The organism is Silanimonas lenta DSM 16282 (assembly GCF_000429065.1).
Taxonomy (GTDB): domain Bacteria; phylum Pseudomonadota; class Gammaproteobacteria; order Xanthomonadales; family Xanthomonadaceae; genus Silanimonas; species Silanimonas lenta.
Window position 1 is genome coordinate 1 of record NZ_KE386845.1, and the last position, 22,935, is coordinate 22,935.

Genomic DNA, 22,935 nt, shown 5'->3' on the forward strand with positions numbered 1-22,935 from the left:
CGCCCTTACCCCTTGGCAAAGTACGCGGCGGCTTTTTTTAGGATGTCGCGCTCCTCGGTCACGCGCCGCAGCTCGGCCTTCAGCCGACGGATCTCCGCCGAGTCGCTCGGCGCTGCGGCGGCCACGGATAGCGGCGCCGTCCTCCTGGCCGCCTGCACCCAGCCATACAACGTGTGCTTGGGGATCCCGATCCGGGACGCCACGTCCACCACCGTAAAGCCGCGCTCCAGCACCTGCTTCACCGCTTCGGCCCGGAACTCATCCGTGTACTGCTTGCTGTTGCCCATAAACACCTCGGTCATTGCCATCAATTATGGCGTCCGGATGTCTACGAAAAGCTGGTCGGTCCATCGGCCACTTTGACGTACGCCCACTCACCACAGGACTGTCCTTGGTAGTCAGGCTTGAACGTGTAGCCTTGTTGAACGTCGGCAATCTGTCCTAGGCGGTAGGTGATCAAAGGGGTCATTTGGTTTTTCGCTCCTTGCTCTCCAACTGCCGCTCGATCTGCTCCAACGCCCGCACATCCTCCGCATCGGCCGCCAGGCGCTCGGCCTCGCGCCGCCGGGCGTCGAACTCGGCGTACCGCTCCAGCGCGAGGCGCTCGGCCACCTGGGCGCTGATCTTGCCGGCGTGGGTCAGCACATCCCGCTCGTTGAATTGCAGGAAGGCGTCGAGCTTGTCCTCCCACTCGCGCATGGTCATGGTCTTGCGGCGGCGGGCCATGTCCTCGGCGTAGTCGAGGTACATGACGACGATGCGGTTGAGCTCGTCGATTTCGGGCTGCTGCAGGTAGTTCTTGGCCACGGTGACGTCGCCCTGCCGCACGCGGCTGCCCTTGAAGCTCGTCAACCCCATGTTCGGCAAGGCGGGGTTGGCGCGGCCCGAGATCAGTTCGGCTGCCGTGTGCCCGGTGACGGCCCACAGCATCTTGTTCTGCACCTTCTTGAAGAAAAGCTGGGCGGCCTCGGACTTGGGGTCGTAGTCCACGGCGGTGGCGTAGATGTCGCGCACCTTTTGATAGAAGCGTTTCTCGGAGGCCCGGATGTCCCGGATGCGTTCGAGCAGCTCGTCGAAGTAGTCCCAGCCGCCGGGTTCCTTCAGGCGTTCGTCGTCCATGACGAAGCCTTTGACCAGGTATTCGCGCAGGTGGGTGGTCGCCCACTGGCGGAACTGGGTGCCGCGCAGGGAGCGCACCCGGTAGCCCACGGCCAGGATCATGTCCAGGTTGTAGTGCTTGAGCGCCCGTCTGACCTGCCGCCCGCCCTCCTGGCGAACTTGTAAGTGTTCCTTACAAGTTGCCTCGGGCTGGAGCTCGCCCTCGGCATAGATGGCCTTGACGTGCAGGGTGATGTTTTGCGGGGTGGTCTGGAACAACGCCGCCATTTCCGCCTGGGTGATCCAGACGCTGCCGCCTTCGGCGCGCAGGCGCACACTCGCCGCGCCGTCCTCGGTGGTGTAGAGGATGAGTTCGCCCGCCATCAGGCCACCTCCACGCCCAGGGCCTTGAGGTGTTCGCGCATGCGCTCGCGCACGTCGGCCAGCTCGCGCTCGAGCTTCTCGATCTCGCGCTGCACCGCCGCCACGTCGATTTCTTCCTCCTCCTCGAAGGTGTCGACGTAGCGCGGGATGTTGAGGTTGAAGTCGTTCCCGGCGATCTCGTCCAGCGGCGCGACGTAGGCGTATTTGTCGACATTACGGCGCTCGGCCACCGTCGAGACGATCTTCTGGAAGTGCGCTTCGGACAGCTGGTTCTGGTTCTTGCCGGGGATGAACTCGCGGCTGGCGTCGACGAACAGCACGTCGCGCACGTGTTCGCGCGAGCCGCCTTTCTCGCGCGCGCGGTCAAACAGCAGGATGGCCACCGGAATCGAGGTGGTCGGGAACAGGTTGCCGGGCAGGCCGACGACGGCATCGAGCAGGTTTTCCTCGATCATCGCGCGGCGGATGCGTCCTTCGGCGCCACCGCGGAACAGCACCCCGTGCGGCACGACGACGGCGACACGGCCCTCCTGGGGCAGCGCGCGTTCGATCATGTTGGTGATGAACGCCCAGTCGCCCTTGGACTTGGGCGGCACGCCGCGCCAGAAGCGGTTGAAGCGGTCGTGGTCCGCGTGCTCCGCACCCCACTTGTCCAGCGAGAAGGGCGGGTTGGCGACAACGACGTTGAACTTCATCAGCCGGTCGCCCTCGATGAGCGCCGGGCTGTTGAGCGTGTCGCACCATTCGATGCGGGCGGCGTCCTTGCTGTGGATGAACATGTTCATCCGCGCCAAGGCCCACGTGGCACCGTTGACCTCTTCACCGAAGAGGGCGTAGTTGTGACTGCCTTGGGCCTCGACCCATTGGGCGGCTTCGATCAGCAAGCTGCCGGAACCGCAGGAGGGGTCACAGATGCGGTCGCCGGGCTTGGGGTTGGCCAAGGCCGCCAGCAGGCGCGAGACCATCTTGGGCGTGTAGAACTCGCCGGCCTTCTTGCCGGCATCGGACCCGAAGCGTTCGATGAGGTAGATGTAAGTGTTGCCGATGACGTCTTCGGAGACCCTGGAGGGGCGCAGGTCGAGCTTGGCGAAATCTTCCAGCAGGGTCTTCAAGCGGCGGTTGCGGTCCTTGGCCTTGCCGAGGTTGGCCTCGCTGTTGAAGTCAATGTTGCGGAAGACGCCCTCGAGCTTGGCCTTGTTCGCGTCCTCGATGTGATCGAGCACGATGTTGATCAGCTCGCCGATGTTGGGCTCGTTGCGGCGCTCGTACAGCGCGTTGAAGTCGCCCAGGAAGCGGTCGATAACGCGGCTTTCCCCGGTCTGCGGATCTTCCTCCTTCAGCTCGACATACGGCAGGATGAAGCGCTCGCGCTCGAGCTTGCGGCGGATGCGTTCGTCGTCATCGCCGTACTGCGCCTTGTATTCAGCGTAGTGGTCGTTCCAGAGGTCGCTGATGTACTTGAGGAACAGCATCACCAGGATGTAGTCCTTGTACTGCGCGGGATCGACCACCCCTCGGAACGTGTCGCACGCGGCCCAGGCGGTGGCGTTGACTTCTTGTTGAGACAGCTTGTCGGTCATTCCTTGCTCCTTGATGGTCGCTGGGCGGGGCGCCCGCTGCCGTGCACCCCGCTCGTTCATCAGCCAGGGATCTTCTTAGGGTCGTTGCCGTGGCTGTCGGACTGACCGATCTTCCCGTCGCGGTTGTGGATCTTCAGTTCGGACCCCTCGCGCTGGCTCATGCGCCGCGCGGCGTCGATGGCCTCCCGCTTGGTATCGTGGTGAGATCCGGCACGGGTCGCCCCGCCGCGCTTGTTGTCCCAACCACCGTTGGGGTTCGGCACGACGTGCCGCGTGTTGCTGGTTGAAGCCTTGTTGGCCATAATTGGTGCCTCAAACGTTGTGTTGAACGACGTGCCGGTCTGAGTAGGTCCAGTACTCGGGCCGGCTTCCTCACCCGCTGACCATCAGCGGGTCTCCTGTGCTTCACGCAGCAGGATTCCTTCGATCAGCGCCTTTCGGCGCCCCCTCAATTCCTCCAGCAAGGCCGCCTCGCGCGACGAGAACTGTGCGACCTCGACGATGAGGCGCTGCCTCTCCAGCGGCGGCAGTGCGACCTCAAGACTGTCAAGCACACCCTTGCCGATCATCTTCACGGCCGTTCCGGCTGCCCGCCCTGCGAGCGCGGCCTGGGTCGCCGGGTGGTTGATGAACCACTGCAGGTAGGCGGGCTCGACGAGCTCGGTGTTCGGCCGAATCAAAAGCATGGGCGCGGCCAGCACGGCGCGGCCAATGTCTGCCCCCACGAGCGCAGCCGAATTGGTCGCCCCCCGCGACCGAAACAACAGGTCCCCCGCGCGAACCAGATGCCGGTCCTTCAGATCGGGCATATGAATGCGCGCCAAGCCCTCGGGGTGGAGGAGGTTGGCGTCGTCGATGTCCTTCATCTGAATCACGGCGACGTCGCCTTCCGCATCCGTTTCCAGACGGCCGCGGAACGAGTAGCCCATGCGGACCTCGGCGATGTCGACCATCGTGACACTCATAGTGCTGTAATCCGATTTCTGCGCTCGATTTCTTGTTCCATGAGCGAATGGTAGGCGCACAAGACAATCTCGTCAAGTGCTGTAAAGGCGTTTCTGCGGTTTCGTGTCGCCGACCTGTGACCCTGGCGAGGGCGGGCGCGTCCAGATCACCGAATTCGCACCCTCGAGCCCGCCGGCTTGCGATCCTGTTCGGAATCCGGGTTGGACGTTGGTGAGGACTACACCACCACCCTTCCACGCCCAACCTCTATCGGTTGGGCGTTTCTGGGTTCCGCGACGCCACGCGGGGCTGCGGGCCGATCTGCGTGTGCCACGCCGCGGCGCCATGAGGCCCGGAAGCCGATCGACTCGAAAACGACGCCGACTTCACGGCGGCCGAGGTGGTGCGCTGGCTGCGCGATGCGGCGATCGGCAGCACCCTGCAGGTCGTCTCGATCCCGCAGGCTTCGCGTTTGCGATCGACGAAGTCCCCTAGCGAAAGGGCATCGTCAACTCTGGCACCCCAACACTCCGCAAGTAGTCGTACACCGGATCGTAAAACGCCGGCGCGCGGGTGGGGTCGGCATCATCGCCCTGCGGCACCACGATCACCGTGCCCTGCCGGGCGCGGGTAAGCAGCACGCGGTAAGCGTTGACGAGATAGGCACGACGGTCGCCCTTGTGGATCTTGGTCCAGCGGTCGCCGATGAAGCTGTGGTGCGTCCACGCGTTGCCGGCGTGGCGCAGGTCTCCGTCCCACACGACGCAGGTCCAGTCGAGCTCCAAGCCCTGCACCTGAAACTCGGTGGCGACGTCTTCGAGGTAGTAGGAGGACCGCGTGTCCTCCTTGCCGGCCAAGAACCAGTGCACGGGGTCGACCTTCACGCGAACATCGATGGCGTGCGGGCGCAGCCGCTGCGCCTCGGACGACACCACGATGCCGTAGCGCTCGCTGCCACGCGCCCGGGCGCGCAGCCACGCCTTGGCCGCAGCAAGATCACGGGTAACGTGTAGCGGAAAGCGAGCCGTGGCCTCGGGCAACAAGGCCTTGGCACCCTCAACATCGAGGTCGAGCAGGCGATTCACGAATTCGGAGTAGCGCTCCGAGCGGAACGAGCGCACCGAGGTGGCCAGATGCAGCGACGGTATCTCGTGCAGCTTCTTTCGTGCCTGTACCTTTGCCTTGAGCTCAGCCACAGTGGCGTCGCCCTGCCCCAGCTCGGGCGAGACATACACCTCCCACTCGGGGAAGCGGCGCTCCACAGAGCCCAGCCACTCCGCAATCCCAGCCTCGCCGGTGTTGATCTCCTGCCCGTTGCCGACCAAGCACACCACCACTGCCCAGGCAGGATGGCGGTCGAGGCAGGAGATCAGGAACTCCGGTTCCGAGAGGTCGAAGCCCGCCTGCCCGCGCTTGCGCTGCATGAAGCTGGCCGTCTGCTCGCGGTTCCACGCGCGTTGGGCCTCATCGAAGATGGCGACATGATCGACGGGCGGCGCGGTGTTGGCCAACCCGTCATCGCGGAAGTGGTGGACGTTCTGGATGAAACTCTTCACCTGCCGACGCGCCTCACCGATGCCAAGTGCGCGACCCTGCTCTTTCTCGCGGCGCACGCGGTCGCGCGCCAAGGCCTCTTGCAGCACCTGCACCAGGGGGCCGTTTCCTGAAAGGTAGACCGCATGCAGCTCGGCCTCGGCATTGGTGCTCCGCGTGGCAACGTCAAGGCCCACCAGCGTTTTGCCGGCGCCGGGCACGCCGGTGACGAAGCAAATCGCCTTGCGGCCCTGCTCGCGGGCCTGCGTGATCACTTGGCTGATAAAGCCCGAGGTCTGGCCCAGGTTGGCGGCATCGCTGCGCGAGATGTCGGCCACGTCGTGCCGCGCATAGAGCGCCATCGCCGCCTCAACGATGGTGGGCGTGGGCTTGTAGCGGCCGCGTACCCACACCTCGGGATCGATGGCCGGTCCTTCGGCCAACTCCAGTGCCAAAGCGATGCCCCGCCTCAAGGTTTCAGGCGTGCAGCGCATGGGCAGGAACAGATTCGGCACCGCGGCGTCCATCGCGGCCTGCACGGTGACGGCACGGGCCTCCGTGGCCACGAGGACCGGCACCACCGGCACGTCGTGGCTCGTCTCGTGGAAGTGTTTGAGATCGAGCGCGTAGTCGACTACCTGGTCGAGATCGGCGGCCAAGAAGGCCTTGGCCCCGACCTTGAACTCAATGACGAATACGACGTGGCGAAGCACCAGAACCGCATCGATTCGTCGACCGAGACGAGGCACATCGAACTCAAGAAAGAGATGCCCTTCAGTATCAACCGCAGCGAGAGCTTCTCGAAGGCATTCGATGCTGCCCTCCCATGCAGCGACTTGCGACTGATCGACGTTGAATGCGGAGCGCTGAGTCAGTTCCCCAAGCACAGCGCGCGAGTCGGTGACCAGAAAATCGACAAGTGGTCGTCCATAACCGTAGCGGCGGTAGCCGCTGGAAGAAGTCTGCACAGGGCCCATGACGCCTCCCGAATCGGCGCCCAGGATAACCGGGCGCAACCAAGAGGAAGCGGCCCCACATATTCCACCGGTACTCCCCCAGCCTCGTGCAGCGCATGGCTGATCTGCCCGAGCTTGTGGATTTTCACCACCGCCAGCCAACACCCCGACCAGAACGTGACGCCCATCAAACAATCCCGGGGGTGGGTTGCGTTGACGTTGTTTTGCAATTCCAGCCGGAATAGCCTCTGCCGGTGCTCGCCTTCCGGCCGAGGTGCCCGATGCCCGCCCCCCTCCCCCGCCCCGCCGCCGTGCTCGGCGCCCTGCTGCTGGTCCTGCCCTTCGCAGCCCGGGCGCAGAGCAGCTTCATCAGCGATGCGCAGGTACAGCGCAGCGGCCTCTGCCTCGAGGTGCCGGGGGCCAGCACCGCCACCGGCGTGCAGCTCGTCCAGAACACCTGCAACGGCCGCGCCGAGCAGAGTTTCGATTTCCAGGTGCTGGATGCCACCCGGCAGGTCTACCGGCTGCGGGCGCGGCACAGCGGTCTTTGCATCGGCGCGGCCAGCACCGCGGCCAATGACGGCGTGGCCCTGGTGCAATCCGGCGCCTGCTCCACGAGTGATGCTGCCCAGCAGTTCCGCCTCGAACGCATGGCGGCCAGCGGCAACCGCTTCCGCCTGCGCCACCTGGCCAGCAACCGCTGCGTGGATGTCTCCGGCAATTCGACCCGCACCGGCGCCCTGGTGCACCTCTGGACCTGCCAGTCGCTGACCTCCGGCCTCAACCAGAACTGGACGCTCGCTGGCGCCGCCGGTGCCGGCTTCGGCAGCGGCACGCCGGTGAGCGTGGCCCAGGCCGATGCCGCGCGCTTCCTCCAGCAGGCCACCTTCGGCCCCACGGCCACCGAGATCAACCGCGTGATGTCGATGGGCTACGAGGCCTGGATCAGCGACCAGTTCGCCCGCCCGGCCACCCTGCACTTCCCGCTGCACCAGTCGATCCACAACGAACTGGTGCCCTACCTCAGCCGCGAGGACGACCGGAACTGCAAGTTCAGCTGGCCCTGCCACCTCACCCGCCACGACACCTGGTGGTTCGCCGCAGTCCATGGCGAGGACCAGCTGCGCCAGCGCGTGGCTTTCGCGCTCAGCCAGTTCTTCGTCATCTCCGACCAGAGCGACAACGTCGGCTACTCGCAGCAGGCCATCTCCGACTTCTACGACATCCTCGTGGTGCACGGCCTCGGCAACTACCGCACCCTGCTCGAGGAAGTGACCTTGAGCCCGCTGATGGGCCGCTACCTCGGCATGCTGCAGAACGCCAAGGCCAACCCCGCGCAGAACACCGAGCCGGACGAGAACTTCGCCCGCGAGGTGATGCAGCTCTTCAGCATCGGTCTCGTAGAGCTGAACATCGACGGCACCCCGCGCCTCGACGCGCAGGGCCGCACCATCCCCACCTACGACAACACCACCATCACCCACTACGCGCGGGTGTTCACCGGCTGGAACTTCCACAATGCGGCGCGCTGGTGGGACTGGGAAGACAACGTCAAGCTGCCCGGCCTGATCAGCAACATGGCGCCCTGGGAGCAGTACCACGACACCGGGGCGAAGGTGCTGCTCGGCAACCGCAGCGTGCCGGCCGGCGGCACCGCGCGGGCCGACCTGCAGGCGGCGCTGGACAGCCTGTTCCAGCACCCGAACGTCGGCCCCTTCCTCGCCCGCCACCTCATCCAGCGCCTGGTCACCAGCAACCCTTCCCCGGCCTACATCCGCCGGGTGGCCGAAAAGTTCAACGACAACGGCGCCGGCGTGCGCGGCGACATGCAGGCGGTGGTGCGCGCGGTGCTGATGGACCCCGAGGCCCGCGACGCCACGCTGGCCCAGCAGTACGGCTATGGCAAGGTGAAGGAACCGATGCTGCGCTTCTCCGCGGTGCTGCGCGCCTTCGGCGCCCAGGGCCAGGCGGTGTCGGCAAGCGGGCTCGCTCCCACTCGCGCGCTGCTGCGCAACCGCGGGATCGGCGCCGACACCGCCCAGGCGGTGATGAGCTCGCCTTCGGTGTTCAACTTCTACCGCCCGAACTTCCAGCCCACCGGGGAACTGCGGCAGCGCGGCCTGTACGCCCCGGAGCTGCAGATCCTCAACGAGGCGGTGGCGATCAGCACCCTCAACCACTACTACGCCCGGCTGAACCGCACCGACCGCGACGATGCCGGCATCGCCACCACCACCACCGATCCCATCTTCTATACCACCCAGTACCGCTTCAATCTCGCGGCGGAGAAGGCCCTGGCCGCCGCGCCGGAGAAACTGGTCGACCGCCTCGACCTGCTGCTGATGGCCGGCCGCATGCCCGAGGACATGCGCCGGATCCTGATCGATGCCGCCTACGCCATGCCGATGAACGACGGCGGTGGCGACCGGGTGGAAGACCTGATCTTCCTCATCGCCTCCTCCTCCCAGTTCGCCGTGCAGAGGTAAGCCCATGGACCGCATCGACAAGGCGAACGACCGCCGCCGCTTCCTCGCCGGTGCCGGGCGCATCGCGCTCGGCAGCGCCGCGGCCATGGCCACCATGGGCCAATGGCAGATGGTGCAGGCCGCCACCCGTGCCGCGGGCAAGTACCGGGCCGTGGTCTGCGTCTACCTGTTCGGCGGCAACGACAGCTTCAACATGCTGGTGCCGCGCACGGCTTCGGCCCATGCCACCTACCAGGCGGCACGCCCGGCGCTGGCGGTGCCGCAGTCCAGCCTGCTGCCGATCTCGCCCGTGGCAGGCGCGGCCGGCATCGACTGGGGCCTGAATCCGGCCATGCCGGAACTGCGCGCCCTGTTCGAGGAGGGCCGCGCTGCCCTGCTCGCCAATGTGGGCCCGCTCGTGGTGCCCACCAGCAAGACCGACTACCAGCAGCGCCGCGTACCACTGCCGCCGGAACTGTTCTCGCACGTCGACCAGCAGGCCTACTCGATGTCGATGGGCAGCGAGACCGCCGCCCGCCCCGGCTGGGGCGGCCGTCTCGCCGACCGGCTGGAGGCCGCGGGCTACGGCTCGGCCATGCGCCTGCCGATCGGCCTCACGCTCTCCGGCGCCAATGCCTGGATGGCAGGCGCCGAGACCGGCATGTATTCGCTGGGCAGCAGCGGGCCGTCCCAGCTCAACAGCGCGCTGCGCACTGCCACCGACGCGCGCGGCCTGCCGCGCCGCCAGGCCTTCCAGCAGCTGCTGGACGCTGCCCAGCGCGACGGCAACGCCTTCGTGCGCGAGCACGGCCGGATGAACCGCCGCGCCATCGATTTCAGCGAGTTCGTGTTCCAGGCTTTCAACGCCGCGCCCGCCCCCAGCACTCCCTTCCCCACCGGCCGCTTCGGCGACAGCCTGCGCACGGTGGCGCGGATGATCTCGGCCCGCGGCCTGCTCGGCCAGCGCCGGCAGATCTTCTTCGTCGGCCTGGGCGGCTGGGACACCCACGACACCCAGACCACCCAGCATCCGAACCTGCTCGCCCAGCTGAGCCAGGGCCTGGCCGCCTTCTACCAGGCCACGGTGGAACTGGGCGTGGCCGATGCCGTGACCACCTTCACCATGAGCGACTTCGGCCGCACCCTGAACAACAATGGCGACGGCACCGACCATGGCTGGGGCGGCCATGGCTGGATCCTGGGCGGCGACGTGGTGGGCCGGCGCATCTTCGGCACCCTGCCGGAATACGCCCTGGGCTCGGCCCGCGACGTGGGGCGTGGCCGCATGATCCCGACCACGCCGGTCGAGCAGCTCGGCGCCACCCTGGCCCGCTGGTTCGGCCTGGGCTATGGCGATACGCACGAGATCTTCCCCAACCTGCGCAACTTCGGCGCCGGGGCCGATTACCTGCCGATGCTGGCGAGCAGCAATGCGCTGATCGAGGATCCCGAGTTCATGAAGGACCGCCGGCGCGGCTGAGGCGCACGCCGCCCTGACGCCTGGCGCCATACGCACTGGTATGCTCGGCACTTCCCTGCCCGTGGAGTGCTGCGTGCTTCGCCTGCTCGCCCCTGCCTTCGCCCTCCTCTTTCTCGCCGCCTGCGCCAGCGGCGGGCCACCGAAGCGGATCTTCCCGCCCGAACTGCGCGCCCAGGAGCTACGCCTGGACGGTGAGACGGCCACCCTGCAACTGCGGCTCCAGAGCTTCAGCACGGTGCCGAGCGAATGGCTGGCATACGACCTCAGCCTGGAACTCGCCGGCCAGCCGGCGGCCCGCCTGAGCGGCAGCCCAGGCATCAATGTGCTGCCGCAGGCCGCCGAAACCTTCCCGGTCCCCCTGGCCCTCGACCCTGCGGCGCTCGAGCGCGTCCGCAGCGCCTTGGCGAACGGCACGGCCCTGCGCTACCGCCTGCACGGCACCGTTACCCTGCGCCCGAACGGCCGCGCCAGCCCCATCGACTATGGCAGCGCGATCAGCCCAGTACCCGGCCTCGAGGGCGTGCTGCGCTGATCCCACCGGCCCGCGCCCGGCCTCGCTTCCGCCCCTTCCCTCCCCCACGCCTCTCTGACGCCATCCATGAACACCTACAAAGCTCCCCTGCGTGACATGCGCTTCGCCTTGTTCGACGTGATCCAGGCCGAAGCCCTCTACGCCCGGCTCGGCATCGAGGCGGCACAGCGCGACGTGCTCGACGCCGCGCTCGAGGAGGCGGCGCGTTTCAACGAAACCGTGCTCGCTCCGCTGAACACCGTGGGCGACCGCGAAGGCTGCCAGTTCGACAAGGCCAGCGGCGCGGTGAAGACGCCCAGCGGCTTCAAGGAGGCCTACCAGCAGTTCGTCGAGGGCGGCTGGGCCGGCATCACCGCCCGCGCCGAGCTTGGCGGCATGGACCTGCCGGAGAGCTTCGGCGTGCTGATGAAGGAGATGATCGATGCCGCCAACCTCGCCTGGGGCAATTATCCACTGCTCTCGCACGGCGCCACCGAGGCACTGAAGCACCACGGCGAGCCCTGGCAGCAAGAGGTGTTCCTGAAAGCGATCGTGGAAGGCCGCTGGACCGGCACCATGTGCCTCACCGAGCCGCACTGCGGCTCCGACCTCGGCCTTTTGAAGACCCGCGCCGAACCGCTCGCCGACGGCAAGTACGCCATCACCGGCACCAAGATCTTCATCACCGGCGGCGAGCACGATCTGGCCGAGAACATCGTGCATCTCGTGCTGGCCCGCCTGCCCGACGCCCCGGCCGGCACCAAGGGCATCTCGCTGTTCATCGTGCCCAAGGTGAAAGTCGAACGCGACGGCACGGTGGGCGAACGCAACGCGGTGCGCTGCGGCTCCATCGAGCACAAGATGGGCATCCACGGCTCGGTCACCTGCGTGATGAACTTCGATGGCGCCGAGGGCTATCTCATCGGCCAGCCGAACAGGGGCCTCGCGGCCATGTTCACCATGATGAACACCGCCCGTCTCGCGGTCGGCATCCAGGGCCTCGGCCTGATCGACCGCGCCTTCCAGAACGCCCTGCGCTACAGCCGCGAGCGCCTGCAGATGCGCGCGCTCTCCGGCGCGAAGGAGCCCTCGAAGCCGGCCGATCCGATCATCGTGCACCCCGATGTGCGGCGCATGCTGCTCACCAGCAAGGCCCTGGCCGAGGGCGGCCGCCTGCTCGCCTACCATGCCGCCACCCTGGTCGACGTGCTGGAGCGCAGCCAGGACGAGGGCGAGCGCAAGGCCGCCGACGAGCTGCTGGGCTACCTCACGCCCATCGTCAAGGCCTGCCTCACCGAGTGGTCGGTGGAGTGCACCTACAACAGCCTGCAGTGCTTCGGCGGCCATGGCTATGTGGCCGAGTGGGGCATGGAGCAGCTCGCCCGCGACGCCCGCATCACCACCATCTACGAGGGCACCACCCAGATCCAGGCCCTCGACCTGCTCGGCCGCAAGGTCATGCAGCTGCAGGGAGCCGGCCTGAAGCAGTTCCTCGGCATGGTGCAGCGCTTCTGCGAGCAGCAGATCGAGAATGCCGCCCTGGCCGAGTTCGTCGCCCCGCTCGCCGCCCTGGCCAAGGAGTACGCCGATCTCACCCTGGCGATCGGCAAGAAGGCCGCGGCGAACCCGGAAGAGATCGGCGCCGCCTCGGTCGATTACCTGTTCTACTCCGGCTACCTCGCCCTCGCCTACTGGTGGGCGAAGGCCGTGGCCACCGCTGAGGCCGGCGACTACCCCGCCGAGTTCAAGGCCATGAAGCGTGAGACGGCGCGTTTCTACTTCCAGCGCCTCCTGCCGCGCACCCGGCTGCACAAGGCCGGCATCGAGGCCGGCGCAGCCTCGCTGATGGGGCTGGATGCCGCGCTGTTCGACAGCTGAGCCCGGCGCCGGGGCGGGCTCCTCCGCCCCGGCAGCCCGGCATGCGCGGAAACGAAAAACCCGCCGGTGACGGCGGGTTTTTCGTGCCAGGTGATGTGGTCGGGGTAGCCGGATTCGAACCGACGACCACCAGTCCCCCAGACTGGTGCGCTACCAGGCTGCGCTATACCCCGAGAGGTCCCGCCGTGGCGGGGCGCGAAGTATAGCCGAGGGCGGGGCCGCTTGGCGACAGGCGGGCAGCACGCACGCCGGCGGCTCAGGAAGACCTCAGGGCTTCAGGAGCAGGAGCAGCGACTCCAGTTCCTCGCGAAGCTCGCGCAGGGCGGCAGGATCGACCCCGCCGCGTGCCCTGGCCGCGGTGGCCGGCGCCTGCTTCTCGCTCTCGATGCGCAGGCGCGCGCCGCCGATGGTGTAGCCCTCTTCGTAGAGCAGGCTGCGGATCTGGCGGATCACCAGCACGTCCTGCCGCTGGTAGTAACGGCGGTTGCCGCGGCGCTTCACCGGCTTGAGCGTGGGGAACTCGGTTTCCCAGTAGCGCAGCACGTGCGGCTTGACGTCGCAGAGCTCCGCCACCTCGCCGATGGTGAAGTAACGCTTCGCCGGGATCGGCGGCAGTTCGCGGTTACTTCCCGGGTCCAGCATAGGCGTCCACGCGCTCCTTGAGCTTCTGGCCGGGGCGGAAGGTCACCACGGTGCGGGCGAGGATCGGAATCTCCTCGCCGGTCTTGGGATTGCGCCCCGGACGCTGGTTCTTGCGCCGCAGGTCGAAGTTGCCGAAGCCCGAGAGCTTCACCTGCTTGCCCTGCTCCAGCGAGCCGCGCAGCACGTCGAAGAAGGCATCGACGAACTCCTTGGCCTCCCGCTTGTTGAGGCCCACGTCCTCGAACAGACGCTCCGCCATTTCCGCCTTGGTCAGTGCCACGCCGGTCTCCCGTCAGCGAAGTCGGGCGCCGCAGTCGCGCTCCAGGGCCGCCAGCGCGGCCTGGACCGCCCGATCGACGTCCAGATCGGTCAGGGTGCGGGAAACATCCTGCAAAATCAAGCCCATAGCGAGGCTTTTGAGCCCGCTTTCGAGCCCCTTGCCGGCGTAGCGGTCGAACACCCGCACTTCCCGCAGCAGGGGGCCCAGGGCGGCTTTCAGGCTGGCTTCCAGCCGCGCCCAGGGCAGGTCCTCGGCCACCACCACGGCAAGATCGCGGCGCACCGCCGGGAAGCGCGAGAGCTCGCCGGCCTTCGGCACCGCCCGGACCTCGAACCGGGCCAGGTCGAGCTCGGCCAGCACCACCTCGTCCTCGAGGTCCAGGGCCCTGGCCAGCGCCGGATGCAGGTGGCCGACGAGGCCGATCGCCTCTCCCTCCAGCCGCACGCGGGCGCTGCGCCCCGGATGCAGCCAGGGCAGGTCGGTGACCGGCTCGAAGGCCAGCGCCGCCGCGAGCGGGCCGGCCAGGGCCTCGAGATCGCCCTTGAGATCGTAGAAATCGACCTCGCGCGCCGGCACCGCCCACTGCTCGGCCTGCGCGCTGCCCACTGCGGCGAAGGCGAGCCGCCGGGTCTCGACGGGCGCCTCGCCGGCCGTGGCCGGGGCATGGAAGACCCGGCCGATCTCGAACAGGCGCACACGGCTCTGCTGGCGGGCGAGATTGCGGCGCAGGGCCTCCACCAGCCCCGGCAGCAGCGAGGTGCGCATGGTGCCGAGATCGGAGGCCAGCGGATTGAGCAGGGCCACGGCCCCGGCCTCGAGGCCCCAGCGCTGCAGCAGGGCGGCATCGACGAAGGCGAAGTTGATCGCCTCGCTGTAGCCGCGGGCGGCCAGCTGGCGGCGCAGGAAGGCCTCCGGCAGCCGGGTCTCGGTATGGTCGGCGAGCGGGATCTCGCCGGAGGGCAGGGCCGCCGGCACGGTGTCGTACCCGTGGATGCGCGCCACCTCCTCGATCAGGTCCTCCTCGATGGCGATGTCGAAGCGGCGGCTGGGCGGGGTGATGCGCCAGCCTTCGGCCGTGGTCTCGACCGCCATGCCAAGGGCGCCGAAGATGCGCGCCACCTCGGGCTCCGGCACCTGCTGGCCGAGCACGCGGGCAAGGCGCTCGCGGCGCAGCATCACCGGGGCGCGGCGCGGCAGGTCGGGCTCGTTCACCGCCTCGACGACCGGCCCGGCCTTGCCGCCGAGGATCTCCAGCACGAGGCGGGTGGCGTATTCCAGCGCCAGGCGCGGCAGCTCCGGGTCCACGCCGCGCTCGAAGCGGTGCGAGGCATCGGTGTGCAGGCCGAGCCTGCGGGCCCGACCGATGATGGCCGAGGGCGCGAAATGCGCCGACTCGAGGAAGACCCGGGTCGTGCCCTCGGTGATGCGGGTATCGAAGCCGCCCATCACGCCGGCCAGCGCCACCGGGCGGTCGGCGTCGGTGATGACGAGGAACCCGCCGTCGATCGCGACCTCGCGTTCGTCGAGCAGCTTGAGCGACTCACCCTCGCGGCCATGGCGCACGCCCACCGGCCCCGTCAGGGTGTCGGCGTCGAAGGCGTGCATCGGCTGGCCGAGCTCCAGCATCACGAGGTTGGTGATGTCGACGAGCGGGCTGATCGGCTTGAGGCCGCAGCGCTTCAGCTTCTCGGTGAGCCAGACCGGCGAGGTCGCGTTCGGGTCCAGGCCTTCGATGAGGCGCCCGCAGTAGCGCGGGGCGTCGGCGCCAGCGTTCAGCTCCACGGGCAGCATCGCTGCCGAGGTCGGGGCCACCGGCGCCGCCTCGAAGGGCCTCACCCCGGCTCCCAGCGCGGCCGCCACGTCGTAGGCGATGCCGCGGACCGAGAAACAGTCGGCGCGGTTCGGTGTCAGTTTCAGTTCGATGCGCGCGTCCGGCAGGCCGAGATAGGCGCTGAGCGGAGTCCCCACGGGCGCATCGGCAGGCAGTTCGAGCAGGCCCGAAGCATCGGGGTCGATGCCGAGCTCCTTGGCCGAGCACAGCATGCCGAAGCTGTCCACGCCGCGGAGCTTCGCCACCTTGATGCCGAGGCCGCCCGGCAGCATCGCGCCCACGGTGGCCAGCGGCGCCTTCAGGCCCGCGCGCGCGTTCGGCGCGCCGCAGACGATCTGCACCGTCTCGCCGCCGCCGGTCGCCACCGTGCACACCTGCAGGCGGTCGGCTTCCGGATGGCGCACGGCCTCGAGGATCTCGGCGACGATGACGCCCGGCAGCTCGCCGCCGATCGGCTCCACGCCTTCCACTTCCAGTCCGATCGCCGTGAGCGCCGTACACAGCGCCTCGCGGTCGGCCTCGACGGCCACGTGCTCGCGCAGCCAGCTTTCGTTGAACTTCATGCGAACTGCCCCAGGAAGCGGACGTCGTTGTCGAAGAAACTGCGCAGGTCGTTCACGCCATAGCGCAGCATGGCAAAGCGCTCGACGCCGAGGCCGAAGGCAAAGCCGGTGTATTTCTCGGGGTCGATGCCGCAGTGGCGCAGCACGTTCGGATGCACCATGCCGCAGCCCAGCACCTCCAGCCAGCGCGTGCTGCCATCCGGCTGCTGCCAGGCGATGTCCACCTCGGCGGAGGGCTCGGTGAAGGGGAAATAGCTCGGGCGGAAGCGCATCTCGAAGTCACGCTCGAAGAAGGCGCGCACCAGCGCCTTCAACGTGCCCTTGAGCTCGGCGAAGCTGACACCCTCGCCGACCACGAAGCCCTCGATCTGGTGGAACATCGGGGTATGGGTCTGGTCGCTGTCGCTGCGGTAGACCTTGCCGGCGGCGATCACCCGCAGCGGCGGCGTTTTGCCCTGCATGGCACGCACCTGCACCGGCGAGGTATGGGTGCGCAGCAGGTGGCCATCGGCGAAGTAGAAGGTGTCGTGCATCGCCCGCGCCGGGTGGTGCGGCGGGAAGTTCAGGGCCTCGAAGTTGTGCCAGTCGTCCTCGATCTCGGGGCCGTCGGCGAGGTCGTAGCCCAGCCCGCGCAGGATGCCGGTGAGGCGCTCGATGGTGCGCGAGACGGGGTGCACCACGCCCATGCCGCCGTCGCGGCCCGGCAGGGTCACGTCGATGCGCTCGGAGGCGAGCCGGGCCGCGAGTGCCGCCGCCTCCAGCACGGCCCGGCGTGCGGCGATGGCCTCGCCGATCGCGTCGCGCGCCCTGTTGATGCCCTCGCCGGCCGCCTTGCGCGCTTCCGGCGGCAGGCTGCCGAGGGACTTGAGGAGGGCAGTCACCCGGCCGCTCTTGCCGAGCAGGCCGACGCGCAGCGCTTCGAGCGCCTCCAGCGTCGGAGCGGCGGCGATATCGGCCAGGGCGGTGGTGGTAAGGGATTGCACGTCGCTCATTCGGGACGACCCCAGGTGGTGACGACCCGCGCCGGAAAGACGGGGCCCGGAAAAACGAAAGGGAAGGACTTGCGCCCTTCCCTTTCGCGTTCGGGAACCGGCCCGCGCCCCCCCACTCGGGGCTGGCGGCGGGACGGCGCCGGATTACGCCACGAGAGCGCGCTTGGCCTGCTCCGCCACGGCCGCGAAGGCCGCCGCGTCGTGGATGGCCAGATCGGCCAGGGCCTTGCGGTCCAGCGAGACGTTGGCCTTCTTCAGGCCATTCATCAGGCGGCTGTAGCTCAGGCCGTTCAGGCGGGCCGCCGCGTTGATGCGGACGATCCACAGCGAACGGAAATCACGCTTCTTGCGCTTGCGGCCGATGTACGCGTACTGCTGGGCCTTGGTGACGGCCTGCTTGGCGACGCGGAAGACCTTGCGGCGGGCGTTGTAATAGCCCTTCGCAGCGGCGATGACCTTCTTGTGGCGGCGGCGCGCCGTGACACCACGCTTGACTCGTGCCATGGGTCAGTCCTCCTCAGAGATAGGGCAGCATGCGGTCCAGGCGGCCCGCATCCTCGGCACGGACGTGGTTCGTCTGCCGCAGGTTGCGCTTCCGCTTGGTCGCCTTCTTGGTGAGGATGTGGCTACGGTTGGCGTGGCCGCACTTGTACTTGCCGGAGGCCGTCTTGCGGAAACGCTTGGCGGCAGCCCGGTTGGTCTTGATCTTGGGCATAACGGGTCCTTTCGGAGTGCTGTTGACTGGCCGGGCGACGGCTCGGGGCCGCGCTTTCCTTCCTGCCCGGACCGGCGGTACCGGGGCGCTGCGGGCAGCGCCCCGGGGATCCTCGCTGCCCGCGCCTCGCGGCACGGACACCCCGCGCAAGGCGGGAACCGTGGATTATGGAACGGAAACGCCCGCCTTGGCAAGGCGGGCGCTCATCGTCCGGCGGGGGCCGGCCGCCGCACGGCGGCGGGCGGGATTCAGCCCTTCTTCTTCGGAGCCAGCATCATCACCATCTGCCGGCCCTCGAGGCGGGGCCGCTGCTCGACGACGACCTCGTCGCGCAGGTCGTTCTCGATCTTCTCCGCCATGGCGATGCCAAGCTCCTGGTGGCTCATCTCGCGGCCGCGGAAGCGGATGTTGATCTTGACCTTGTCCCCGTCCTCGAGGAAGCGGCGGATGTTGCGCAGCTTCACCTCATAGTCGCCCACGTCGGTGGTGGGGCGGAACTTGAGTTCCTTGATCTCGACCTGCTTCTGCTTTTTCTTGGCCGCCGAAGCCTTCTTCTGCTGTTCGAAGCGGAACTTGCCGAAATCCATGATCCGGCAGACCGGGGGGTCTACGTTGGGCTGGATCTCGACGAGGTCGAGGCCGGCGTCCTCGGCCATGCGCAGGGCCTCGTCCCGCGACAGGATGCCGACGTTCTCGCCTTCGGGACCGATCACGCGCACGCGGGGGACGCGGATCTCGTGGTTCCGACGATTGGGCTTTTCAGTGCTGATGGGGCAGTCTCCAAGGGGGTGCGGGCCGGCACCGTTCAGGCGCCGGGGCCATTCTCCGCCGCCAGCCGCGCCGCGAACGCCGCAACCGGCATCGACCCGAGGTCGGTGCCCTCGCGGGTACGCACCGCGACCATGCCGGCCTCCTTCTCGCGGTCGCCCACGACCAGGAGGTAGGGCACTTTCTGCAGCGTATGCTCGCGGATCTTATAGCCGATTTTCTCGTTCCGCAAATCGGATTCGACCCGGAAGCCTTGATTCATAAGGGTTTTCCGCACCTCGGCGACGTAATCGGCCTGGGCGTCGGTGATGTTCATCACCACCGCCTGCACCGGGGCCAGCCAGGGCGGGAAGGCGCCGGCATGGTTCTCGATCAGGATGCCGATGAAACGCTCCATCGAGCCCACGATGGCCCGGTGCAGCATCACCGGGTGGCGGCGCTGGCTGTGCTCGTCCACGTACTCGGCGCCGAGGCGCTGCGGCATCATGAAGTCCACCTGCATGGTGCCCACCTGCCAACTGCGGCCGATCGAATCGCGCATGTGGTACTCGATCTTCGGGCCGTAGAAGGCCCCCTCCCCCGGCAGTTCCTCCCACTCGACCCCGGCCGAGCGCAGGGCGGCACGCAGGGCCTCTTCCGCCCGGTCCCAGGTGGCGTCGTCGCCAAGGCGCGATTCCGGGCGCAGGGCGATCTTCATGGCGATGTCGGTGAAGCCGAAATCGGCGTAGACCTTCATCGCCTGGCGGTGGAAGGCCGTCACCTCGGCCTCGATCTGGTCCTCGGTGCAGAACACATGGCCGTCGTCCTGGGTGAAGCCGCGCACGCGCATGATGCCGTGCAGGGCGCCCGAGGGCTCGTTGCGGTGGCAGGCACCGAACTCGCCGTAGCGGATCGGCAGGTCGCGGTAGCTGTGCAGGCCCTGCTTGAACACCTGCACATGGCCCGGGCAGTTCATCGGCTTCAAGGCATAGGTGCGCTTCTCCGACTCGGTGAAGAACATGTTGTCCTTGTAGTTGTCCCAGTGGCCGCTCTGCTTCCATAGCGAGACATCGAGCACCTGCGGGCAGCGCACTTCCTGGTAGCCGGAATCCCGGTAGACGCGGCGCATGTACTGTTCCACCACCTGCCACAGGCGCCAGCCCTTGGGATGCCAGAACACCAGGCCCGGCCCCTCCTCCTGCACATGGAACAGGTCCTGGGCCTTGCCGATCTTGCGGTGGTCGCGCTTCTCGGCCTCCTCCAGCTGGTGCAGGTAGGCCTTGAGGTCCTTGTCGTTGAGCCAGGCGGTGCCGTAGATGCGGCTCAGCATCGGCTTGCTGGAATCGCCGCGCCAGTAGGCGCCGGCCACCTTCATCAGCTTGAAGGCGCGCAGCTTGCCGGTATCCGGCACGTGCGGACCGCGGCACAGGTCGGTGAACTCGCCCTGCGAGTAGAGCGAGAGCTCCTCGTCGGCCGGGATGGCCTCGATGATCTCGGCCTTGTAATGCTCGCCAAGGCCGCGGAAGAAGGCGATGGCCTCGTCGCGCGACTTCACGCTGCGCGACACCGGCAGCTGCTCGGCGACGATCTTCTGCATCTCGGCCTCGATCTTCGGCAGGTCCTCCGGGGTGAAGGGACGCTCGTAGGCGAAGTCGTAGTAGAAGCCGTTGTCGATCACCGGCCCGATGGTGACCTGGGCCCCGGGATAGAGCCTCTGCACCGCCTGGGCCAGCAGGTGGGCGGTGGAGTGGCGCAGGATCTCCAGCGCGTCCGGGTGCTTGTCGGTGACGATCTCCAGCGCGGCGTCACGCTCCAGGCGGTGGCTGGTATCGACCAGCCGGCCGTCGACCTTGGCAGCGAGGGCGGCCCGGGCAAGGCCGGCACCGATCGAGGCGGCGACCTCGGCCACCGTGGTGCCGGGCTCGACCTCGCGCCGGGAACCGTCGGGAAGGGTGATGGCGATCATGGGAGGCTCCTGTCGGGCCGCGGCGGGGCTGGCCGGACCCGGAAAAGAAAAAGGGCGCACAGGCGCCCTTTTCGGAATTCCAGAGGGGACTGCGCGGGACTCGAACTCAAGGGTATCCGGTGCGCGTCATGGTGATCGTGTTCGTTCGAACTACGACTCTCTGGTGGTTCGGAGTGTGGTGGGCGGTACAGGGTTCGAACCTGTGACCCCTACCATGTCAAGGTAGTGCTCTACCGCTGAGCTAACCGCCCGTCGGGCCCCGAGCATCCCCGGGGCCAGCCGAGTCGGGCATTGTACACCAGATTCCCGGAAGGCCGGCAAGACCGTATCAGCCGGCGAGCAGCCCCGCCTTCAGGCGGTGGATCTGGTCGCGCACCTCGGCCGCCTGCTCGAACTCGAGATCACGGGCGTGGCGGAACATCTGCGCCTCGAGTTCGGCAATACGCTTCGCCACGGCCTCGGGGTCGGTCCAGGCGCCGGCTTCCGCCGTGGCGCCGGCAAGGACGGCCTGCCCGGAACCGCGCCCGCGGGCCTTGCCCCGCCCCTTCGCGGCCTCGGGCTCGGCACGAGCGCCCTCCATGATGTCGCGGATCTCCTTGCGCACCGTCTTCGGCACGATGCCATGCTCGGCGTTGTAGGCCGCCTGCTTCTCGCGGCGGCGCGCCGTCTCATCGATCGCCGCCTTCATCGAGGGCGTGATGCTGTCGGCGTAGAGGATGGCCTTCCCGCGCACGTTGCGGGCCGCCCGGCCGATGGTCTGGATCAGGCTGCGTTCGGCGCGCAAGAAGCCCTCCTTGTCGGCGTCGAGGATGGCCACCAGCGAGACCTCGGGCATGTCGAGGCCTTCGCGCAGCAGATTGATCCCCACCAGTACGTCGAAGGCGCCGAGCCGCAGGTCACGCAGGATCTCGACCCGCTCCACGGTATCGATATCGGAGTGCAGGTAGCGCACCCGGATGCCATGCTCGCCGAGGTAGTCGGTGAGGTTCTCGGCCATCTTCTTGGTCAGGGTGGTGACCAGCACCCGGTCGCCCCAGCCCACGCGCTCGCGGATCTCCGAGAGCAGGTCGTCGACCTGGGTGGCCACCGGCCGCACCTCGACCTCGGGGTCGAGCAGGCCGGTGGGCCGCACCACCAGCTCCACCACCTCGCCCTGCGAACGCTCGAGCTCGTAGCTGCCCGGAGTGGCCGAAACGAAGATGGTGCGCGGCGAGCGCCGCTCCCATTCCTCGAAGCGCAGCGGCCGGTTGTCGAGCGCCGAGGGCAGGCGGAAGCCGAATTCCACCAGGGTTTCCTTGCGCGAGCGGTCGCCCTTGTACATGCCGCCGAGCTGCGGAACGGTGACGTGCGACTCGTCCACCACCAGCAGGGCATCGGGCGGGAGATAGTCGAACAGGCAGGGCGGCGGCTCGCCCGGCATGTGGCCGGTGAGGTGCCGGCTGTAGTTCTCGATGCCCTTGCAGAAGCCGATCTCGGCCAGCATCTCGAGGTCGAACTGGGTGCGCTGCTGCAGGCGCTGGGCTTCCACCAGCCGGTTCCTGGAATAGAACCATTCCAGCCGCTCGCGCAGCTCGTCCTTGATGGTCTCGATGGCATCCAGCACCGTGCGCCGGGTGGTGACGTAGTGCGACTTCGGGTAGATCGTGAAGCGCGGCAACGGGCGCAGCACCTCGCCGGTGAGCGGGTCGAACATCGACAGGCGCTCGATCTCGCCGTCGAACAGCTCGATGCGCAGGCACTCGTCCTCGATCTCGGCCGGATGCACGTCGATGGTCTCGCCGCGCACCCGATAGGTGCCGCGGCGCAGTTCCATGTCGTTGCGGGTGTACTGCATCTCGGTGAGGCGGCGGATCAGCTCGCGCTGGTCGAGCCGGTCGCCGCGCACCAGGTGCAGCACCATGCGGAAGTATTCGTTCGGGTCGCCAAGGCCATAGATCGCCGAGACCGAGGCCACGATCAGGGCATCGCGCCGCGACAGCAGGGCCTTGGTGGCCGAGAGCCGCATCTGCTCGATGTGCTCGTTCACCGCGCTGTCCTTCTCGATGAAGGTGTCGGTGGAGGGCACGTAGGCTTCGGGCTGGTAGTAGTCGTAATAGCTGACGAAGTACTCGACGGCATTCTCCGGGAAGAAGGCCTTGAACTCCCCGTACAGCTGCGCGGCCAGGGTCTTGTTCGGCGCCAGCACCAGAGTAGGCTTCTGGATACGCTCGATGACGTTGGCGATGGTGTAGGTCTTGCCCGAGCCGGTGACGCCGAGCAGGGTCTGCGCTGGGAGGCCGGCCTCGAAGCCGGCTACCAGGCGCTCGATCGCCGCCGGCTGGTCGCCGGCGGGGCGATAGTCGGAATGCAGGACGAAGCGCTGCTCCATG

General features: G+C 67.8%; 18 protein-coding genes, 2 tRNA genes and 1 pseudogene. 4 read left to right on the forward strand and 17 right to left on the reverse strand.

Annotated elements, in window-relative coordinates:
- Positions 1 to 128: 128 nt before the first annotated feature.
- From G408_RS15745 to G408_RS14440, 6 genes and pseudogenes are all read right to left on the reverse strand, one after another.
- Positions 129 to 308 (reverse strand): annotated as a pseudogene (locus G408_RS15745) (transposase); the annotation flags it as partial.
- Between the two features lie 157 nt (positions 309 to 465).
- Entirely contained in the window at positions 466 to 1,482 is a 1,017-nt protein-coding gene (locus G408_RS0110925) for a virulence RhuM family protein (RefSeq protein WP_037413082.1), read from the reverse strand.
- On the reverse strand, positions 1,482 to 3,062 hold the full coding sequence (locus G408_RS0110930; protein ID WP_028771115.1) for a type I restriction-modification system subunit M: 1,581 nt from the start codon (positions 3,060 to 3,062) through the stop codon (positions 1,482 to 1,484). Before G408_RS0110930 ends, G408_RS0110925 begins: the two co-directional genes overlap by 1 nt.
- A gap of 59 nt (positions 3,063 to 3,121) precedes the next feature.
- Entirely contained in the window at positions 3,122 to 3,364 is a 243-nt protein-coding gene (locus G408_RS15175; protein WP_028771116.1) for a DUF2188 domain-containing protein, read from the reverse strand.
- An 84-nt stretch (positions 3,365 to 3,448) separates the two neighbouring features.
- Positions 3,449 to 4,015 (reverse strand): restriction endonuclease subunit S, encoded by a 567-nt coding sequence (locus G408_RS0110940; protein ID WP_211226673.1) that lies wholly within the window; start codon positions 4,013 to 4,015, stop codon positions 3,449 to 3,451.
- A 483-nt stretch (positions 4,016 to 4,498) separates the two neighbouring features.
- Positions 4,499 to 6,517 (reverse strand): DUF2075 domain-containing protein, encoded by a 2,019-nt coding sequence (locus G408_RS14440; protein ID WP_037413083.1) that lies wholly within the window; start codon positions 6,515 to 6,517, stop codon positions 4,499 to 4,501.
- 260 nt (positions 6,518 to 6,777) lie between these two features.
- Here G408_RS14440 and G408_RS0110950 point away from each other — a divergent pair, with 260 nt between their 5' ends.
- The 4 genes from G408_RS0110950 to G408_RS0110965 all read left to right on the forward strand — a co-directional run bounded on the left by G408_RS0110950 (position 6,778) and on the right by G408_RS0110965 (position 12,830).
- Positions 6,778 to 8,982, forward strand: a complete 2,205-nt coding sequence (locus G408_RS0110950) for a DUF1800 family protein (RefSeq protein ID WP_051282920.1) — start codon at positions 6,778 to 6,780, stop codon at positions 8,980 to 8,982.
- A gap of 4 nt (positions 8,983 to 8,986) precedes the next feature.
- A complete protein-coding gene (locus tag G408_RS14445; RefSeq protein WP_051282921.1) occupies positions 8,987 to 10,441 on the forward strand; it encodes a DUF1501 domain-containing protein in 1,455 nt (484 codons plus the stop codon).
- Positions 10,442 to 10,514: 73 nt separating this feature from the next.
- Positions 10,515 to 10,973 carry a hypothetical protein gene (locus tag G408_RS14450; RefSeq protein ID WP_156890138.1) on the forward strand — a complete coding sequence of 153 codons (459 nt, stop codon included), beginning with the start codon at positions 10,515 to 10,517 and terminating at the stop codon, positions 10,971 to 10,973.
- 66 nt (positions 10,974 to 11,039) lie between these two features.
- Positions 11,040 to 12,830, forward strand: coding sequence for an acyl-CoA dehydrogenase C-terminal domain-containing protein (locus G408_RS0110965; RefSeq protein WP_028771119.1), 1,791 nt, complete (start codon positions 11,040 to 11,042; stop codon positions 12,828 to 12,830).
- Positions 12,831 to 12,926: 96 nt separating this feature from the next.
- Here G408_RS0110965 and G408_RS0110970 read toward each other — a convergent pair.
- The 11 genes from G408_RS0110970 to uvrB all read right to left on the reverse strand — a co-directional run bounded on the left by G408_RS0110970 (position 12,927) and on the right by uvrB (position 22,934).
- Positions 12,927 to 13,003 (reverse strand) — tRNA-Pro (locus tag G408_RS0110970).
- Between the two features lie 94 nt (positions 13,004 to 13,097).
- Positions 13,098 to 13,472, reverse strand: coding sequence for a MerR family transcriptional regulator (locus tag G408_RS0110975; protein ID WP_028771120.1), 375 nt, complete (start codon positions 13,470 to 13,472; stop codon positions 13,098 to 13,100).
- Positions 13,453 to 13,752, reverse strand: a complete 300-nt coding sequence (locus G408_RS0110980) for an integration host factor subunit alpha (RefSeq protein WP_028771121.1) — start codon at positions 13,750 to 13,752, stop codon at positions 13,453 to 13,455. The genes G408_RS0110975 and G408_RS0110980 overlap by 20 nt, the downstream gene beginning before the upstream one ends.
- Before the next feature lie 12 nt (positions 13,753 to 13,764).
- Positions 13,765 to 16,146: a phenylalanine--tRNA ligase subunit beta gene (gene pheT, locus G408_RS0110985; RefSeq protein WP_028771122.1), complete on the reverse strand. Its 2,382-nt coding sequence runs from the start codon at positions 16,144 to 16,146 to the stop codon at positions 13,765 to 13,767.
- Positions 16,143 to 17,138: a phenylalanine--tRNA ligase subunit alpha gene (gene pheS / locus G408_RS0110990; RefSeq protein ID WP_028771123.1), complete on the reverse strand. Its 996-nt coding sequence runs from the start codon at positions 17,136 to 17,138 to the stop codon at positions 16,143 to 16,145. Before pheS ends, pheT begins: the two co-directional genes overlap by 4 nt.
- 144 nt (positions 17,139 to 17,282) lie before the next feature.
- The gene (gene rplT / locus G408_RS0110995; protein ID WP_028771124.1) at positions 17,283 to 17,642 is read right to left on the reverse strand and encodes a 50S ribosomal protein L20; all 360 of its coding nucleotides are present in this window, start codon (positions 17,640 to 17,642) and stop codon (positions 17,283 to 17,285) included.
- A 13-nt stretch (positions 17,643 to 17,655) separates the two neighbouring features.
- A complete protein-coding gene (rpmI, locus tag G408_RS0111000) occupies positions 17,656 to 17,853 on the reverse strand; it encodes a 50S ribosomal protein L35 (RefSeq protein WP_002811096.1) in 198 nt (65 codons plus the stop codon).
- A 248-nt stretch (positions 17,854 to 18,101) separates the two neighbouring features.
- The gene (infC, locus tag G408_RS0111005) at positions 18,102 to 18,623 is read right to left on the reverse strand and encodes a translation initiation factor IF-3 (protein ID WP_084628233.1); all 522 of its coding nucleotides are present in this window, start codon (positions 18,621 to 18,623) and stop codon (positions 18,102 to 18,104) included.
- A 35-nt stretch (positions 18,624 to 18,658) separates the two neighbouring features.
- Positions 18,659 to 20,566 carry a threonine--tRNA ligase gene (gene thrS / locus G408_RS0111010; protein ID WP_028771126.1) on the reverse strand — a complete coding sequence of 636 codons (1,908 nt, stop codon included), beginning with the start codon at positions 20,564 to 20,566 and terminating at the stop codon, positions 18,659 to 18,661.
- A gap of 176 nt (positions 20,567 to 20,742) precedes the next feature.
- Positions 20,743 to 20,817: transfer RNA gene (locus tag G408_RS0111015), tRNA-Val, on the reverse strand.
- Positions 20,818 to 20,894: 77 nt separating this feature from the next.
- Positions 20,895 to 22,934 carry an excinuclease ABC subunit UvrB gene (gene uvrB, locus G408_RS0111020; RefSeq protein WP_028771127.1) on the reverse strand — a complete coding sequence of 680 codons (2,040 nt, stop codon included), beginning with the start codon at positions 22,932 to 22,934 and terminating at the stop codon, positions 20,895 to 20,897.
- Between the last annotated feature and the right edge of the window lies 1 nt (position 22,935).

Excerpts from the sequence above, each read along its gene's own strand:
- pheS (WP_028771123.1), bottom strand. The coding sequence starts at position 17,138 with ATGAGCGACGTGCAATCCCTTACCACCACCGCCCTGGCCGATATCGCC.
- G408_RS0110925 (WP_037413082.1), bottom strand. The coding sequence starts at position 1,482 with ATGGCGGGCGAACTCATCCTCTACACCACCGAGGACGGCGCGGCGAGT.
- G408_RS0110930 (WP_028771115.1), bottom strand. The coding sequence starts at position 3,062 with ATGACCGACAAGCTGTCTCAACAAGAAGTCAACGCCACCGCCTGGGCC.
- G408_RS0110965 (WP_028771119.1), top strand. The coding sequence starts at position 11,040 with ATGAACACCTACAAAGCTCCCCTGCGTGACATGCGCTTCGCCTTGTTC.
- G408_RS0110940 (WP_211226673.1), bottom strand. The coding sequence starts at position 4,015 with ATGGTCGACATCGCCGAGGTCCGCATGGGCTACTCGTTCCGCGGCCGT.
- rplT (WP_028771124.1), bottom strand. The coding sequence starts at position 17,642 with ATGGCACGAGTCAAGCGTGGTGTCACGGCGCGCCGCCGCCACAAGAAG.
- uvrB (WP_028771127.1), bottom strand. The coding sequence starts at position 22,934 with ATGGAGCAGCGCTTCGTCCTGCATTCCGACTATCGCCCCGCCGGCGAC.
- G408_RS0110975 (WP_028771120.1), bottom strand. The coding sequence starts at position 13,472 with ATGCTGGACCCGGGAAGTAACCGCGAACTGCCGCCGATCCCGGCGAAG.
- G408_RS15175 (WP_028771116.1), bottom strand. The coding sequence starts at position 3,364 with ATGGCCAACAAGGCTTCAACCAGCAACACGCGGCACGTCGTGCCGAAC.
- G408_RS14445 (WP_051282921.1), top strand. The coding sequence starts at position 8,987 with ATGGACCGCATCGACAAGGCGAACGACCGCCGCCGCTTCCTCGCCGGT.
- thrS (WP_028771126.1), bottom strand. The coding sequence starts at position 20,566 with ATGATCGCCATCACCCTTCCCGACGGTTCCCGGCGCGAGGTCGAGCCC.
- pheT (WP_028771122.1), bottom strand. The coding sequence starts at position 16,146 with ATGAAGTTCAACGAAAGCTGGCTGCGCGAGCACGTGGCCGTCGAGGCC.
- rpmI (WP_002811096.1), bottom strand. The coding sequence starts at position 17,853 with ATGCCCAAGATCAAGACCAACCGGGCTGCCGCCAAGCGTTTCCGCAAG.
- G408_RS14440 (WP_037413083.1), bottom strand. The coding sequence starts at position 6,517 with ATGGGCCCTGTGCAGACTTCTTCCAGCGGCTACCGCCGCTACGGTTAT.
- G408_RS0110950 (WP_051282920.1), top strand. The coding sequence starts at position 6,778 with ATGCCCGCCCCCCTCCCCCGCCCCGCCGCCGTGCTCGGCGCCCTGCTG.